Source organism: Ideonella sp. BN130291 (genome assembly GCF_036231905.1).
Classification (GTDB): domain Bacteria; phylum Pseudomonadota; class Gammaproteobacteria; order Burkholderiales; family Burkholderiaceae_C; genus CAMLIZ01.
Map to the genome: position 1 here is coordinate 78,347 of NZ_JAZARE010000009.1, position 14,818 is coordinate 93,164.

Annotated in this window: 12 protein-coding genes; 5 read left to right on the forward strand and 7 right to left on the reverse strand. The window is 71.4% G+C overall.

Annotated features, from left to right (window positions below; all coding sequences use genetic code 11):
* Window positions 1–11 precede the first annotated feature (11 nt).
* Window positions 12–1,307 (forward strand): cytochrome-c peroxidase, encoded by a 1,296-nt coding sequence (locus VPH43_RS19425; protein WP_328579402.1) that lies wholly within the window; start codon window positions 12–14, stop codon window positions 1,305–1,307.
* A gap of 107 nt (window positions 1,308–1,414) precedes the next feature.
* Here the strand turns inward: VPH43_RS19425 and VPH43_RS19430 are convergent, their stop codons facing one another.
* From VPH43_RS19430 to ypfH, 4 genes are all read right to left on the reverse strand, one after another.
* Window positions 1,415–1,885, reverse strand: a complete 471-nt coding sequence (locus tag VPH43_RS19430) for an FxDxF family PEP-CTERM protein (protein WP_328579403.1) — start codon at window positions 1,883–1,885, stop codon at window positions 1,415–1,417.
* 147 nt (window positions 1,886–2,032) lie between these two features.
* Window positions 2,033–2,377, reverse strand: a complete 345-nt coding sequence (locus VPH43_RS19435) for an ArsR/SmtB family transcription factor (protein WP_328579404.1) — start codon at window positions 2,375–2,377, stop codon at window positions 2,033–2,035.
* Window positions 2,364–2,810: an SRPBCC family protein gene (locus VPH43_RS19440; RefSeq protein WP_328579405.1), complete on the reverse strand. Its 447-nt coding sequence runs from the start codon at window positions 2,808–2,810 to the stop codon at window positions 2,364–2,366. The genes VPH43_RS19435 and VPH43_RS19440 overlap by 14 nt, the downstream gene beginning before the upstream one ends.
* Window positions 2,811–2,892: 82 nt before the next feature.
* The gene (gene ypfH, locus VPH43_RS19445; protein WP_328579406.1) at window positions 2,893–3,630 is read right to left on the reverse strand and encodes an esterase; all 738 of its coding nucleotides are present in this window, start codon (window positions 3,628–3,630) and stop codon (window positions 2,893–2,895) included.
* 90 nt (window positions 3,631–3,720) lie between these two features.
* Between ypfH and VPH43_RS19450 the strand changes: the two genes are divergently transcribed.
* The 3 genes from VPH43_RS19450 to VPH43_RS19460 all read left to right on the forward strand — a co-directional run bounded on the left by VPH43_RS19450 (window position 3,721) and on the right by VPH43_RS19460 (window position 7,214).
* Window positions 3,721–4,158 (forward strand): MerR family transcriptional regulator, encoded by a 438-nt coding sequence (locus VPH43_RS19450; RefSeq protein ID WP_328579407.1) that lies wholly within the window; start codon window positions 3,721–3,723, stop codon window positions 4,156–4,158.
* Window positions 4,159–4,416: 258 nt separating this feature from the next.
* Window positions 4,417–4,938: a (2Fe-2S)-binding protein gene (locus tag VPH43_RS19455; RefSeq protein ID WP_328579408.1), complete on the forward strand. Its 522-nt coding sequence runs from the start codon at window positions 4,417–4,419 to the stop codon at window positions 4,936–4,938.
* Window positions 4,935–7,214, forward strand: coding sequence for a xanthine dehydrogenase family protein molybdopterin-binding subunit (locus tag VPH43_RS19460; RefSeq protein ID WP_328579409.1), 2,280 nt, complete (start codon window positions 4,935–4,937; stop codon window positions 7,212–7,214). The genes VPH43_RS19455 and VPH43_RS19460 overlap by 4 nt, the downstream gene beginning before the upstream one ends.
* Before the next feature lie 297 nt (window positions 7,215–7,511).
* On the opposite strand, the gene VPH43_RS19465 is transcribed toward VPH43_RS19460, so the two are convergent.
* Window positions 7,512–10,769: a PAS domain S-box protein gene (locus VPH43_RS19465; RefSeq protein WP_328579410.1), complete on the reverse strand. Its 3,258-nt coding sequence runs from the start codon at window positions 10,767–10,769 to the stop codon at window positions 7,512–7,514.
* Between the two features lie 100 nt (window positions 10,770–10,869).
* Window positions 10,870–11,691 carry an orotidine-5'-phosphate decarboxylase gene (pyrF, locus tag VPH43_RS19470; protein WP_328579411.1) on the reverse strand — a complete coding sequence of 274 codons (822 nt, stop codon included), beginning with the start codon at window positions 11,689–11,691 and terminating at the stop codon, window positions 10,870–10,872.
* A gap of 149 nt (window positions 11,692–11,840) precedes the next feature.
* Between pyrF and VPH43_RS19475 the strand changes: the two genes are divergently transcribed.
* Window positions 11,841–12,884, forward strand: coding sequence for a GGDEF domain-containing protein (locus tag VPH43_RS19475; RefSeq protein ID WP_328579412.1), 1,044 nt, complete (start codon window positions 11,841–11,843; stop codon window positions 12,882–12,884).
* Between the two features lie 14 nt (window positions 12,885–12,898).
* On the opposite strand, the gene VPH43_RS19480 is transcribed toward VPH43_RS19475, so the two are convergent.
* A complete protein-coding gene (locus tag VPH43_RS19480) occupies window positions 12,899–14,809 on the reverse strand; it encodes a sigma-54-dependent Fis family transcriptional regulator (RefSeq protein ID WP_328579413.1) in 1,911 nt (636 codons plus the stop codon).
* Window positions 14,810–14,818: the final 9 nt, after the last annotated feature.

Genomic DNA, 14,818 nt, shown 5'->3' on the forward strand with positions numbered 1-14,818 from the left:
CGAGCTGCGCCATGCTGTCTCGCGCCTGTGTCGCCGTGTCGCTGCTCGCGGCCCTGCTGTTCACGCTCGCGCTGGCTGGCCAGGCGCAAGGGGCGGGCCTGTTCTCGCGCGCGGCCGGCGACGGCTGGACGCAGGACCAGCTGGCCACGCTGTCGTCGCTGCGGTTGAGCCAGCTGCCGCCGGCCGCGCCGGACCCGTCCAACGCACACGAATCGTCGCCGGCCGCCGCGGCCCTGGGCCAGCGCCTTTTTTTCGATGTGCGGCTGAGCCGCAATGGGGCCGTGTCGTGCGCGAGCTGCCATGACCCCGCACGCCAGTTCCAGGATGGGCGCCCGTTGAGCCATGGCCTGGCCACCGGCACCCGCCGCGCCATGCCGATCATGGGCGCGGGCCACAGCCCCTGGCTGTTCTGGGACGGCCGCAAGGACAGCCTCTGGTCGCAGGCGCTCGGGCCCCTGGAGGATGCGGCCGAGCATGGCGGCAACCGGCTGCGGTATGCGCAGCTGATGCAGATGCACTACCGCAGCGACTACCTGGCCGCGTTCAAGGACATGCCCGACCTCAGCCGCCTGCCGATGGATGCCAGCCCCCTCGGCACGCCGGCGGAGCGCGCCGCCTGGGCGGCACTCGACGCGGCATCGCAGCAGGCGGTGTCCCGGGTGTTCGCGAACATGGGCAAGGCCATCGCCGCCTACGAAAAGCGCCTGCAGCACGGGGAGTCGCGGCTGGACCGGTACATCGCCGGCGTGCTCGGGCAACCCGGTGGCGCCCCGCAGGCGCTGGACGCGCACGAGATCCGGGGCCTGCGCCTGTTCATCGGCAAGGCGCAATGCATCGGCTGCCACAACGGCCCGCTGCTGAGCGACCAGCACTTCCACAACACGGGAGTGCCGCCCCGCGATGCGGCCCGGCCGGACCGGGGCCGGGCGGCGGCGCTGGCCAAGCTGCTGTCGGACGAGTTCAACTGCCTCGGTGCCTTCAGCGACGCCAGGCCCGATCAATGCGGCGAACTGCGGTTCGTGGCGACGCAGGACGCCCACATGGAAGGCGCGTTCAAGACGCCGGGCCTGCGCAATGTGGCGCTGCGGCCGCCCTACATGCATGCGGGGCAGATCGCCACGCTGGAGGAGGTGGTGCAGCACTACGTGAGTGCACCCCGCGCCGCGGTGGGCCACTCCGAACTGCGCCGTGCCGGCGAGCCGGCCCCAGCGCACGGCGCTGACCAACGCACGCCCATCCAGCTGACGCCGTCGGAGCAGCAGGACCTGGTCGCGCTGCTCAAGGCGCTGTCGGCGACAGCACGGTGAACGCCGGCGTGGGCCTGGCGATCACGCCACAGTGGACTGTTCGGGGCCGGCCATGAAAAAAGGCGACGCCGTGAAGCGTCGCCTTTTGCTGCAAGCAGCGCTGCGGTTCAGACCGAGCGGCGGCGTGCCACGAAGCCGATGCCCAGCAGGCCGGCCAGCAGCAGCGCATAGGTTTCCGGTTCCGGCACCGCGGTGACCTGCAGGGTGCCGCTGTAGCCCGCCAGGCCGCCAGCCTTGGTGGAGCCGGTCAGCGTCAGCGTGAAGGGCCAGCTGCTGTTGCCTTCCACGTCGGCGAACAGCACGCGGCCGTTGCGGTAGATGGTGCCTTCCACGCCGTTGAGCGTGAGCGAGCCGAGGTTGATGTACTGGCCTTCGAGCGTGAGCAGGAAGTCGTAGTTGCCAGGGACGAGGTTGTCGAAGGTGATGACGTCGTCGCCACCGGCGAGCACCGGGCCCGCCACGTCGGTGCTCTTGAACTGGGCCAGGCCGTTGTCGAACGACACGGTCTGGTCAGCGGCAAAGCCGGCGCTGGCGGAAACGGCAAGTGCCACCGCGGCCACGAGAGATTTGATCTGCATGTATTCCCTTTGGAATTGTTGTGTTGCAGCGCAGCAGCTCCCGCCGTGCGCGTGGCGATTCTCGTGGCACGCGCCCCGTCTGCGTCCCCCGTGACCCCGGGGGGCGGCCGCGTGCATCGCGTAAGAGTTGCTACCGCCGCGCCCGGATCAGCCCTCGACGAAGTGCTTGAGCCGGCCCAGGGCCTCGTCCCACTCCGCGGAGATGCGCTCCAGCCAGGCCTGGGCGTCCTGCAGCCGCTCGGGCTTGAGGCGCCAGAGGTGCTCGCGCCCCACGCGCTCGCCCTGCACGTAGCCGGCGTCGGCGAGGATGCGCAGGTGCTTGGTGACGGCCTGGCGCGACACCACCGCATCCGCGCTCAGCGACGCGATGGAGCCCGGCCCCAGGCGCGACAGCTGCAGCAGCAGCTGCAGGCGTGTCTGGTCGCCCAGTGCGGCGAACAGCGGCGCGGCCGAGCGCGCCTGGGCGAGGGCCGCCCCGCTAGGCCTCGACATAGGCCTTGATGTTCTGTGTCTGCAAGCTCCAGCCCTCGTCGTTGCCGCGGAACGCCTTGTCGCGCAGGTGAGCCGGCAGGCGGTCGAAGCCGGATTCCACCAGGGTGAGCAGCGTGCCGCCCGGTGCGTCCTCGAGGCGGAATTCCACGAGCGTGGCCACGCCGCCGGTGGTGCCCGGCTCGGCCCCGGGTTCCCAGCGGAACGAGAACACCACCTCCGGCTCGACGCGGTCCACCGTGGCTTCGAAGGGAAAACCTTCGTAGCCCGGATAGGTCATCTTGCCGGTGACCCGTTGGCCAGCGGCGAAATCCTGGTCCAGCTTGACTTTGAACCACTCGCCGAACTGCCTTGCGTCGGTCAGCGCCCGCCACACCCGCGAGCGCGGCGCCTTCAACAGGATCTGCTTTTCGATGCGATCGGAACCGTGTGCCATGTGCAACCTCCTGGTTGCACATTTATAGCGGGTGTGTCAACGATTTGCAACCACGAGGTTGCGCTTCCGTCGCCGCGGCCGCTCACTCCGGCGTGCCTCCCCGGCCCAGCTCCCGGCTGGACGCCACCCTGTTCTGCACCGGCGCTTCACCCAGCGCCTCGCGCCATGCCCGCTTGGGCAGGAAGCTGCGCAGCTGGTCGATCGCACGTTCCACCAGCAACGGGTGCAGTTCATGGCCGATGTCGGGCAGCACGTCGGCGGTGACATCGCCGCCCAGCGCCACCAGGCGGCGCGCGGCGTCCACCACCGGGCCGGGCGGCACCACCGTGTCCTTCAGGCCGTGCAGCAGGTGCACGGTGGTGTCCACCGGCGCATGCTCGGGCAGCCGCGCGAAGCGGCCGCTGAAGCCCAGCACGCGCCCGGCCAGCTGCGGCTCCTGCTGCACCGCTTCCAGCGCCATGATGGCGCCCTGCGAAAACCCCACCAGCGCGGTGTGCGGCCAGTCGATGCCGAAGCGCTGCTGCTGCGCGCGCACCACCTGCACAAAGCCTGGCATGGCCGCCGCCACGCGCAGCGGCCGGTTGTGTTCATGGATCTCGCGGATGGAGAACCACTGTCCGCCCGTGCCGCCGCCGGGCACGCCGTCGAACGCATCGGGCGCCGGCAGGGCCACCAGCGCGGCACGCGGGTACTCCGCGGCCAGCCGGTCCATCAGCGGTGACATGTCGTAGGGCTGGCCGCCCACGCCGTGGAACAGCAGGAACAGCAGTTCGGGGCTGCCGCTGGCGGGCAGGTAGTCGATGGCAGTGCGTGGGTCCATGCGCCCATGATGCGCCAGCCTGGCGCGGTGCTGTCACGGGTGGAAACCGCTTGACCCGGCACCGTGGTGCCGGGTCTATGCTCGGCCGCCATGACGCTGCGGGACCCACCCTCCACCAAGCCCCTGACCACCACCGCGCTGTGCCGCCACGCCCAGGTCACCCGCGGCCAGCTGCGGGTGTACGAACGCGAAGGCCTGATCGAGCCACCGCGGCGCACGCCGGCCGGCTACCGCGACTATCCGCCCGACACCTCGGCCCGGCTGCAAGCCATCCGCCAGCTGAAGGAGCTGGGGTTCACGCTGGCGGAGATTGCGCTGCTGCTCGCGGAAGGGGACGCCGGCCGCATGGACGAGGCGCGCCTGCAGCAGATGGCGCAGGCGCAGCTGCAGGCCATCGACGCCCGGCTGCAGCGGCTGCAGTTCGTGCGCGGCTACGTGGCCGCGGTCGCGGCCGGCGACATGTCGGTGCTGGACGACCCGGAGTGCGGCTTCCTGATGCGCTTCCTCGCCAGCGGGAGCGGCGCATGAACGGCATCACGGCCTCCTTCGAGGCGGAGCGGCTGGGCCGCGGGCGGCTGGCAAGGTGCCGGCGCCGGCCTGCTGCTGCAGGCGGGCCTGATGCTGGCGCTCGACCTCGTGGCCGAACGGCGCGGCCAGGCCTACCTGCAGGGCCTGCAATCCCTGGCCGGGTGATCCACGTCACGCCGGCTCTTGTTCACTAGGCAGGCCCGCCCACGACACGCCGGGCCGGTGTGTTGCAATCCCGCCCAACCGAGGCGAACCACGATGAAGCTCACGATCAACGGACAGGACCAGGCGCTGCCTGACGAGGCGGTGGCGCCCGACATGCCGCTGCTGTGGGCGCTGCGCGATGTGCTCCACCTCACCGGCACCAAGTTCGGCTGCGGCGTGGCGGCCTGTGGCGCCTGCACGGTGGTGGTCGATGGCCAGGCCGTGCGCTCCTGCGTCACGCCGCTGTCGGCGGTGCAGGGCCGCGCGGTGCGCACCATCGAGAGCCTGGGCACGCCGCAGCAGCCGCATGCGCTGCAGAAGGCCTGGGTGGTGCACCAGGTGCCGCAATGCGGCTACTGCCAGAGCGGCATGCTGATGGCCGCGACCGCGCTGCTGGAAAAGAACCGCAATCCGAGCGATGCGGACATCGACGCGGCCATCACCAACCTGTGCCGCTGCGGCACCTATCCGCGCGTGCGTGCCGCCATCAAGACGGCGGCGGCCGAACTGCGCGGCGCGGATGGCAGGAAGCAGATCCCCGAACGCAGGCCAATGCCGGCGGAGGTGCGCAAGTGAGCCGGCGGCGCTTTCTGCTGAGCGCCGCTGCCATCGGCGGTGCGTTGCTGGTGGGCTGGGGTGTGATGCCGGCACGCAGCCGCCTGGGGCAAGGTGCGCTGCTGCCGTCGGTCGACGGCGACGTGCCGCTGAACGGCTGGATCAAGATTGCGCCCGATGGTGGCGTGCTGCTCGCCATGAACCGCAGCGAGATGGGCCAGGGCGTGCACACCGCGCTGGCCATGCTGGTGGCCGAGGAGCTGGACGTGCCGTTGGGCCGCGTGACGCTGGTCGAGCCCGGCCACGACGCCATCTACGGCAACGTGGCCATGTTCGTCGGCAGCCTGCCCTTCCATCCGGTGGACAGCCAGCCCGGCCAGGAAAGCAGCACCGTGCGCTCGGGCCGCTGGATCGTCAGCAAGGTGGCGCGCGAGCTCGGCATCAACGCCACCGGCGGCTCCTCCAGCATCGCCGACGGCTGGGAGCCGCTGCGCCAGGCGGCGGCCACCGCGCGCGGCCAGCTGCTGGGCGCGGCGTCCTTGCAATGGCGCCTGCCGGTCGATGAACTGGTGGTCACCGAGGGCGTGGTGAGCCACCCCTCCGGCCCCAAGGCGCACTACGGCGAGCTCGCCAAGGTGGCCGCCTCCACGCCGCCGGGCAACATGCAGCCCAAGGACCCCAAGGCCTGGAAGCTGATCGGCCGGCCGGCGCCGCGCATCGACGTGGTGGCCAAGAGCAGCGGCCGCGCCGGCTTCGGCATCGACGTGCGCCTGCCGGGGATGCTGTTCGCGGCCATCCGCCACAGCCCGGCCATCGGCGGCGGCATCGGCGCCGTGGACGTCAACGCCGTGCTGCAGCAGCCGGGCGTGGAACGCGTGGTGCGGCTGGGGCCGTATGCCGGCTCCACCGCCGCGGTGGCGGTGGTGGCACGCACCAGCTGGCATGCCCGCCGCGCGGCCCAGGCCATGCAGGCCGAGGGTACCGCGCGCCCCGCTGGTGCGCTGGACAGCCAGGCCATCCTCGTTTCGCTGGAGAAGTCCGCGCGCGAGGCGGCGGCGCACGGCGGCGGTTTTGGCTTCCATGGCCGTGGCGACGCCGCACAGGCGCTCGCCGGCGCGGCAAAAAAGCTGGAGGTGGTGTACCGCGCGCCCTACCTGGCCCACGCGGCGATGGAGCCGATCAACTGCACGGCACGGGTGGCCGACGGCAAGGTGGAGCTGTGGGCGCCCACGCAGGTGCCCGGCATGGCGCGCAACCTGGCCGCCAGCGTGGCGGGCGTGCCGGTGGACGACGTGACCGTGCACGTCACCTACCTGGGCGGCGGCTTCGGCCGGCGGCTGGACGTGGACTTCGTCGGCCAGGCGGTGCGCATCGCGATGGACACCAACGGCCGCCCGGTGCAGCTGCTGTGGTCGCGCGAAGAGGACATGACGCACGACTTCTACCGCCCCGCCGGCGTGGCGGTGATGCAGGCCGGCCTGGACGCCCAGGGCAACCCGGTGGCGCTGGCGATCACCAGTGCCGGCGACGCCATCACGCCGCGCTGGCTGGAACGGGGCCTGCCCGCCTTGTCCGGCCCGATGGACGCGCCCGACAAGACCACCAGCGAAGGCCTGTTCGACCAGCCCTATGGCGTGCCCAACCAGCGCATCGGCCACGTGGCCACCACGCACGGCGTGCCGGTGGGCTTCTGGCGTTCGGTGGGGCACTCCCACAACGCCTTCTTCGGCGAAAGTTTCATCGACGAGCTGGCCGCCGCCGCGGGCCAGGACCCGTATGCCTTCCGCCTCGGCCTGCTGAAGGACATGCCGCGCCATGCGGCGGTGCTCAAGCTGGCCGCGGACCAGGCCGGCTGGCGCACGCCGCTGCCCCCGGGCCGCGCCCGCGGCATCGCCCTGCACGAAAGCTTCGACACCATCGTGGCCCAGGTGGCGGAGGTGTCGCTCGAAGGCGGCAAGCCGCGAGTTCATCGCGTGGTGTGCGCGGTGGACTGCGGCGTGGTGGTCAACCCCGACATCGTGGCGCAGCAAATGGAAAGCGGCGTCATCTTCGGCCTGAGCGCGGCGCTGCATCAGCGCATCGACATCGTGGACGGCGTGGTGAAGCAGAAGAACTTCCCCGACTACCCGCTGGTCACCCTGAAGGACGCCCCAGCCATCGAGACCCACATCGTGCCAAGCACGCGCCATCCGAGCGGGATGGGCGAGCCGGGCACGCCGCCGATCGCCCCGGCGGTAGGGAACGCGTTGTTCGTGCTGACGGGCAAGCGGTTGCGGGAGCTGCCGTTCGTGCTTTGAGTTGAGCGCTGATCGGGCCGCCTGGGCGCTCTGCTGCGCTCATGTCCCCCGGGCCTTCGGCCCTCCTCCTTTACTTCGCTCCGCAGAACGCCCCGCCGTCCCGCTCCTCCACCACTGTGGCTGTTCGACGGTTGAGGACCATGAGCGGTGAATCGCTGCGGGTGGTGGGTGGCCCACGTAGCGAAGTAAAGGAGGAGGTGCGGGCGCAGCCCGCGCCGGGGGACATGAGCGCAGTGGGCCACCCGCCGCCCGTGGCGCGCGCCCATCCGTCGCGCGTAGTGCTGAGCCCTGCTCAGCTCACATCGAGACACCCTTGCGCGCCAACACGCTGAGCAGGGTCCTGCGCAGGCGCTGCGCATCGATCGGCTTGGTGAGGAAGTCGTTCATCCCCGCGGCCAGCGCTTCATCGCGTTCCGACACCAGCGCGGCCGCGGTCAGGGCGATGATCGGCAGCTCGCGGGCGTCATGCCGCTTGCGCAGCAGACGAGTGGCTTCATGCCCGCTCATCTCGGGCATCTGCACGTCCATCAGCACCGCTTCGAAAGGCTGGCGATTGGCCACCGCCGCCTCCACCGCGGCGATCGCGTCGCGGCCCTGCGTGGCCTGCGTCACCTTCACGCCCCATTGTTCGAGCAGTGCCACGCCGATCATCATGTTGACCGGGTTGTCCTCCACCAGCAGCACCCGCGCCCCGGCCAGCGGGCCGGTGGTGTCCAGCAGCCCGAAACCCGAGCGCACCTCGTGGGCGTCGGTGGCGGGCAGGGGCAGCTCGGCCCAGAAGCAGCTGCCGCTGCCCAGCGCGCTGTGCACGCCCACCTCGCCACCCATCAGCGAGGCCAGCTCCTGGCAGATCGACAGGCCCAGGCCGGTGCCGCCGAAGCGGCGGGTGGTGGACTGGTCGGCCTGCGTGAAAGGCTGGAACAGGCGCTCCTGCACGGCCGGCTCGATGCCCGGGCCGGTGTCGTAGACCTCGAAGCGCACCCGGCCATTGGCCACCGGGCGCAGCACCAGCCGCACCGACCCCTGGGCGGTGAACTTCAGCGCATTGCTCAGGTAGTTGCCCACGATCTGGCGCACCCGCACCGGGTCGCCCATCACATGGCGCGGCACGTCGCGGCCGATCTCGGCGGAGAACTGCAGGCCACGCGCGTCGGCCAGCATCGCATAGCCACGCTGCAGCGTCTGCACCAGGCCGTGCAGGTCGAAGGCCAGCGTCTCCACATGCAGCTTGCCGGCCTCGATCTTGGACAGGTCCAGGATGTCGTTGATGATGGCCGACAGCGTTTCGGCGCTGTCGCTGATCTGCTCCAGGTAATGGCGGCGCTGGGCCTCGTCGATGTCGGGCTGGCGCGCCAGCCGGGTCAGGCCCACCAGGCCATTGAGCGGCGTGCGCAGTTCATGGCTGGTGTTGGCGAGGAATGCGCTCTTGGCGCGGCTGGCGGCCTCGGCATCGTCGCGCGCCTTGGCCAGCGCCTGGTCGGTCAGGCGCTGCTCGGTCACGTCGTCCAGGATCCAGATGGTGCCGCCCACGCGCGGCTGCGCCGGGTCCACCGCCTTGGCCAGGATGCGGCACAGGAAGGTGCTGCCATCGCGCCGGCACATCAGGCGCTCGGCCTCCGCTTGTTGCCCCGCTGCCAGCACCGGGCCGAGTTCCCGCCCCAGCGCTTCGTAGTCCGTCAGGCTGGGCCACACCACGCTGCCGGGCTGGCCGATGAGCCCGCCGCGCGGCCAGCCGAACATCTGCTCGCAGGCCGCGTTGGCCTGCACGAAGCGGCGGTCGCGCGTGAACGCGATGCCGATGGAGGCGTTCTGCAGGATGGCCTCGTGCTCCTTGCGCGTGCGCTCCGATTCGGTCACGTCGCGGGCGTTGATCACCAGGTAGTCGCGCCCGTCCATGTCGAAGCGCGCTGCCGACACCAGCAGCGACAGGCTGCTGCCGTCCTTGCGGTTGAAGGTGGCCGGCATGTTCTGCGCCGTGCCGCTGTCGCGCAGCAAGGCCACCAGGCGCGTGCGCTCCTCCGGATGGGTCCACACGTTGAGCTCGCTGGACGTGCGGCCGATCACCTCGGCTGCGGCATAACCGGTCAGGCGGCAGAAGGTGTCGTTGACCATCGCATAACGCCCGCTTTGCAGGTCGGTCAGCGTGATCACGTCGGGGCTGGTGGCCACCAGGTGCGACAGCAGGGCCTCGGAGCGCCGCACCGCCTCCTCGGCGGTCTTGCGCTCGGTGTCGTCGAGGAACATCGACAGGCACGCCGGGCCGCCCTCGGCCTGCACGCGCACGCCGGTGGCGCGCACCACCAGGCGCCGGCCGTCGGGTGTCAGCAGGCGCGACTCCTTGGCGGGCAGGCCGCTGCCCACCGGCATCGCTTCCAGGCGGTGCAGGCGCTCGCGCGCGTGGTCCCGGTCGTCGCCGGCCTCGTACAGCCGCAGGATGTCCACGCCGTGCATGGCCGCCACGTCGACGTAGCCGAAGAGCTCGGCGGCGGCGGGGTTGGCGTCGATCACCCGGCCCTCGCGGTGCAGCACCAGCGGGGTGGGTATGCGGCTGACCAGCTCGCGGTAGCGCCGCTCGGTGGCCGCCAGCGCGTCATGGGCCCGCACTTCCTGGGTGGCGTCGCGCGACACGCCCCAGTAGCCGCTGAACAGGCCGCGTGCGTCGAAGCGCGGCTCCCCGCTCACCAGCATGTGGCGCAGCTCGCCGTCGCGGCTGATCCAGCGCACATGCAGGTCACGGAACGGCCGGCGTGCCTCCAGGTCGGCGCGGTGCGCGTCCAGCGCCTCCTCGTCGAACTGCACGTGCGGCAGCTCCCATGGCGGCACCCCCAGGGCACCGCGCACCGGCACGAAGCCGCGCGAGCCCGGGCGCTGCTCCCACATGGCCACGATGTTGAAGTGAGCGTCCATCTCCCAGTAGCTGTCCGCGGCCACCCACAGCAGGCCGAGGAAACGCTGTTCGCGCTCGGCGCCCGCTGCCGTATGGCGCGCCATCACCCGCGACAGCAGCACGCCCACGGCCAGGCCGGCCGCGAGCACGAAACCTTGGCCGACCAGCCGCACGCCGACGGGCATGCGCAGCGTCGCGCTGGCGCCGGCCAGCCAGCCGGCGTGTTCGGCCAGCGCCAGGCCCACCAGCGCGGCGGCGCAGGCTCCCGCCACGCCGGCGGCGGCGCGGCGCCCGGCCAGTGCGCCCACCAGGCAGGTGATGAGCGCGAAAAAGCCCATCGACGGGCTGTTGATGCCCCACTGCAGGATGCTGCTGGCCAACACCAGCATGGCCAGCGCGAGCAGGGCCACACCGATCAGCGCGCGGTTCAGGTGCTGCGCCGGCACACGCATCGCGGCGAGGCTGGCGCCGAGCAGCAGCAGGTCGGCGAGCAACAGGGCAGCGCGCTGCAGCGCGCTCAAGCCGGGTGTCAGCACGCCGAACACGACCGCGGCACCGATGGACACCACGGCCACGGTGCCGAAGAAATAACGCGCCACCAGGTCGCGCACCTGCTGGTGCGGGTCCTGCGAAGCGGCAGGTGATGCGGCGGAAGGTCGGGCGGCCACGGTGCGGTAGGAGGTTCCGTGGTGCGGCGGCCGTTCCGGTCAGAACGCCGTGTGCACCGCGGGGTCGGGCTGATCTTTCATATCGGCTGCCCGTGCCGCATCAGGAGGCCGGGCGGGCCTGATTCAAGGCCTGGCGCGTGGTTTGTGCCACCCGGCGCGCGGCCACCGCGAAATCTTCACGCCCGGATGCATACAGCACGGCGCGCGAGGAGTTCACGATGATCGGCCCGTCCGGGCGCCAGCCCGCCTGCACGGTGGCCTGCGCGTCGCCACCTTGTGCCCCCACGCCGGGGATCAGCAGCGGCAAGGTGGGCGCCAGCGCGCGCACACGCGCAATCTCCTGCGGGAAGGTGGCACCCACCACCAGGCCGATCTGGCCGTTGCGGTTCCATGGGCCGGCGGCCAGCCGCGCCAGGTGTTCGTACAGCAGGCTGCCATCGGCCAGCGCCTGCCCCTGCAGGTCGCTGCCGCCGGGGTTGGAGGTGCGGCACAGCAGGATCACGCCCTTGCCCGCGTATTGCAGGTAGGGCTCGATCGAATCGAAACCCATGAAGGGTGACAGGGTCACCGCATCGGCCTGGTAGCGCTCGAAAGCCTCCCGGGCGTACTGCTCGGCGGTGCTGCCGATGTCGCCTCGCTTGGCGTCCAGGATCACCGGCACGTGGGGCGCCACCCGCTTCATCAGCGCCATCAGGCGCTCCAGCTGGTCTTCGGCCCGGTGGGCGGCGAAGTACGCGATCTGCGGCTTGAAGGCGCACACCAGGTCCTTGGTGGCCTCCACGATGGCGGCACAGAAGTCGTAGATGCGGGCCGGGTCGCCCTTCCATGCGCCCGGAAAGCGGCTGGGTTCCGGATCGAGCCCGACGCACAGCATCGAGTCGTGCAGGCGCTGGGCAGCGCGGAGCTGGTCGAGGAAGGGCATGGGGCAATTGTAGGAAGGCCGGTGATGGCACCCGGTTTGCCACCGGCATGGCGGTGCCTAGCCCCCATGCGTTGCGGGCGTGCATCCACTGCCACTTCTGCGGGCCCATGGACGAGAGAACCGCCAAGCTCCAGCGTCATCGACTGCGCATGACCTCCCTGACGGTGGTCAACACCCTGCTGCAGGCCCTGATCCTCGGCCTCTACGCCTGGTCGGGCGCGGTGTCGTGGCCGGTGATGGTGGCGTTTTCCGCGGTGAGCCTGGGCAGCTCGCTGATCTTCACGCTGGCGGTCGCGCTGCACTGGAACCTCCGGGTCCCGGACGCGTGGCTGCTCTATGCGCAGCTGGGCGCCAACGTGCTCATCAGCCTGGCCTTCCTGTCGATCGCGCCGCAGCTGGCCGTGGTGTTCCTCGCGTCCCTGCTGGTCACCTTCAACTTCGCGATGATGTCCTTCACGCCGCGCCAGTTCTTCTGGAGCTGGGTGGCCTTCGGTGTGTGCACTGCCGTGGCGCTGTGGCTGGGCCGTGCGCGTTTTGCGAGCGTGGCGCCCAGCGACTTCAACATGGCCGTGCTGTGGCTGTTCTTCGTGCTGGCCGTGCGCCGCCTGGCCACCATCGGCAGCCAGTTCAGCAAGCTGCGGGCGCAGCTGTCGGAGAAGAACCTGCAGCTCACCCAGTCGCTGGAGCGCATCAACGAGCTGGCCACGCACGACGAACTCACCGGCGCCTTCAACCGGCGCCGCTTCATGCAGATGCTGGTGGAAGAGCGCGAGCGAGCGCATCGCACGCGGCAGGTGTTTTCGGTGGCCATCTTCGACCTGGACCACTTCAAGACTGTGAACGACCGCTTCGGCCATGCAGCCGGCGACGCGGTGCTCAAGGCCTTTTGCGCCCTGGTGCAGGCCAGCCTGCGCAGCACCGACCGCTTTGCGCGTTATGGCGGCGAGGAGTTCGTGATGCTGATGCCCTCCACCACGCCGGCGGAGGCGGCCGCGGTTGCGGTTGAGCGCATCCGCGCCGCCGCCGAGGGCAAGGACTGGAGCGCCATCCTGCCCGGGCACGCGGTCACGCTGTCCGCTGGCGTGGCCACCTTCCGCTCCGACGAAAGCATCGAGGAGCTGCTGGCCCGCGCCGATGCCGCGCTGTACGCGGCCAAACACAACGGGCGCAACCGCTTCGAGCTGGCGCCCTAGGAGCCGGGGGGCGCTCAGCCGCGCAGCTTGCGGTAGAGCGTATTGCGGCTGATGCCCAGCCGGCGTGCGGCTTCGGAGAGGTTGCCGTGGCAGGCGCTGACCGTCTCCCGCACGCAGCGCTGCGCCTGCTCCCGCAGGCCATGGTCGCCCGGCATGGCGGCGCGGGGCGCGGGCGGCCCGCTCAGCGCCTCGGCGATGTCGTCGGGCAGGTGCACCCAGTCGATCAGGGTGTCGTCGTCCAGTGCCAGCGCGCAGGCGGTGCGCAGCACCGTGCTCAGCTGGCGGAGGTTGCCCGGCCAGCGGTAGCGCGCAAAGGCGGCGGCCACGCCGGGTGCCAGCTGCAGCGGCCGTTCGGGCGCCAGCTCGCGCAGCATGGCGGCGGCCAGCGCACCCAGGTCGCTGCGTTCGCGCAGCGGCGGCAGCTGCAGGGCCAGGCCGTTGATGCGGTAGAACAGGTCCTCGCGGAAACGGCCGGCCTGCACTTCATCGGCCAGCCGCCGGTGCGTGGCGCAGATCAGCTGGAAGTCCACCGCCACCGGCTTGCCGCCGCCCAGCGGCACCACCTCGCGTTCCTGCAGCACACGCAGCAGCCGCGCCTGCAAGGCCAACGGCATGTCGCCGATCTCGTCAAGGAACAGCGTGCCGCCATGCGCTTCGCGAAAGCGCCCGGGCGCGCCGTCACGTCCGGCGCCGGTGAAGGCACCGGGGCGGTAGCCGAACAGCTCGGCCTCGATCAGAGTCTCCGGCAGTGCGGCGCAGTTCAATGCCACGAACGCGGCGTCGCGCCGGCTGCCGCTGCGGTGGCAGGCGCGTGCGAACAGCTCCTTGCCGACGCCGGATTCGCCTTGCAGCAGCAGGGCGATCGGTTTGTCGATCACCCGCCGGGCGCGCGCGATCACGGCCTGCATGGCGCCGTCGCCGGTGTCCAGCGCCGCCAGGGCATCGGCGGGCGCAGGCGGTGGTGCCGCGCGGGGGCCGTGGACGCCGTTGCGGCCTCGGTCCACCTGCAGCCACAGCACGCCGCCGCCCTCGCGCTGCAAGGGCCGCAGCACGCGGCCCGACTTGCCCGGTGCGCTGCACAGCGTGGCCATGTCCAGCGCCAGGGCGCTTTCCACCGTCACCGCGCCGATCGCGCTGCGCCCCAGGCCGAGCAGGACGAGTGCGGTGTCGTTCGCGCCCACGATCCAGCCGTCCTCCGCCACCGCCAGCAGGCCTTCGGCCACCGTGCCGAGGCCCTCCGGCTGCGCATGCAGGCGCAGCAGCAGCCCGCCGCCATGGCGGGCTTCGAAGGCCTGGTGCTCGATCATGCGCACGGCCGAGCGCACCAGCCCCAGGGTGTGGCGGTGATAGCCGCGCCGGTCGCCCGAGATGTCCAGCACGCCCAGCAGCTGGCCGGTGGCATCGAGGATGGGCGCGGCCGCACAGGTGAGGAAGGCGTTGCGCTCCAGGTAGTGCTCGCTGCCATGCACCACCACCGCGCTGCCGGTGACGAGGGCCGTGCCCACCGCATTGGTGCCGCGCCATTGTTCATGCCAGTTGGCGCCGGGCCGCAGCGCAACGCGCGCCGCCTTGTCGGAAAAGCCGCCGTCGCCCAGGGCGTGCAGCACCATGCCCTGCGGGTCGGCCAGCACCACGATGCTCTCGGTGTCGCGGATCTGGTCCCACAGGAATTCCATCACCGGCCGCGCCTGCGACACCAGGCCGCGCCGCTGCTCCAGTGCCCGCGCCAGCTGGGCGGCAGACGCATGCGGCGCGCCGGGCGTGCGGCCGTCGGGCACCAGGCCGAACCCGCGGCAGCGCTGCCAACTGTCGTGCAGCGTCCGGTCCAGCAGGCCGGGGCGCAATGCGCCGGTCTCCAGCAACTCGCGGCGCGCCTCGCGCAGGCGCTGCGGGGGCGTGCGGGGGGCCAGGGCCAGGGCCGTCATGCGCGTCTC

Excerpts from the sequence above, each read along its gene's own strand:
- VPH43_RS19425 (WP_328579402.1), top strand. The coding sequence starts at position 12 with ATGCTGTCTCGCGCCTGTGTCGCCGTGTCGCTGCTCGCGGCCCTGCTG.
- VPH43_RS19430 (WP_328579403.1), bottom strand. The coding sequence starts at position 1,885 with ATGCAGATCAAATCTCTCGTGGCCGCGGTGGCACTTGCCGTTTCCGCC.
- VPH43_RS19435 (WP_328579404.1), bottom strand. The coding sequence starts at position 2,377 with ATGTCGAGGCCTAGCGGGGCGGCCCTCGCCCAGGCGCGCTCGGCCGCG.
- VPH43_RS19440 (WP_328579405.1), bottom strand. The coding sequence starts at position 2,810 with ATGGCACACGGTTCCGATCGCATCGAAAAGCAGATCCTGTTGAAGGCG.
- ypfH (WP_328579406.1), bottom strand. The coding sequence starts at position 3,630 with ATGGACCCACGCACTGCCATCGACTACCTGCCCGCCAGCGGCAGCCCC.
- VPH43_RS19450 (WP_328579407.1), top strand. The coding sequence starts at position 3,721 with ATGACGCTGCGGGACCCACCCTCCACCAAGCCCCTGACCACCACCGCG.
- VPH43_RS19455 (WP_328579408.1), top strand. The coding sequence starts at position 4,417 with ATGAAGCTCACGATCAACGGACAGGACCAGGCGCTGCCTGACGAGGCG.
- pyrF (WP_328579411.1), bottom strand. The coding sequence starts at position 11,691 with ATGCCCTTCCTCGACCAGCTCCGCGCTGCCCAGCGCCTGCACGACTCG.
- VPH43_RS19475 (WP_328579412.1), top strand. The coding sequence starts at position 11,841 with ATGACCTCCCTGACGGTGGTCAACACCCTGCTGCAGGCCCTGATCCTC.
- VPH43_RS19480 (WP_328579413.1), bottom strand. The coding sequence starts at position 14,809 with ATGACGGCCCTGGCCCTGGCCCCCCGCACGCCCCCGCAGCGCCTGCGC.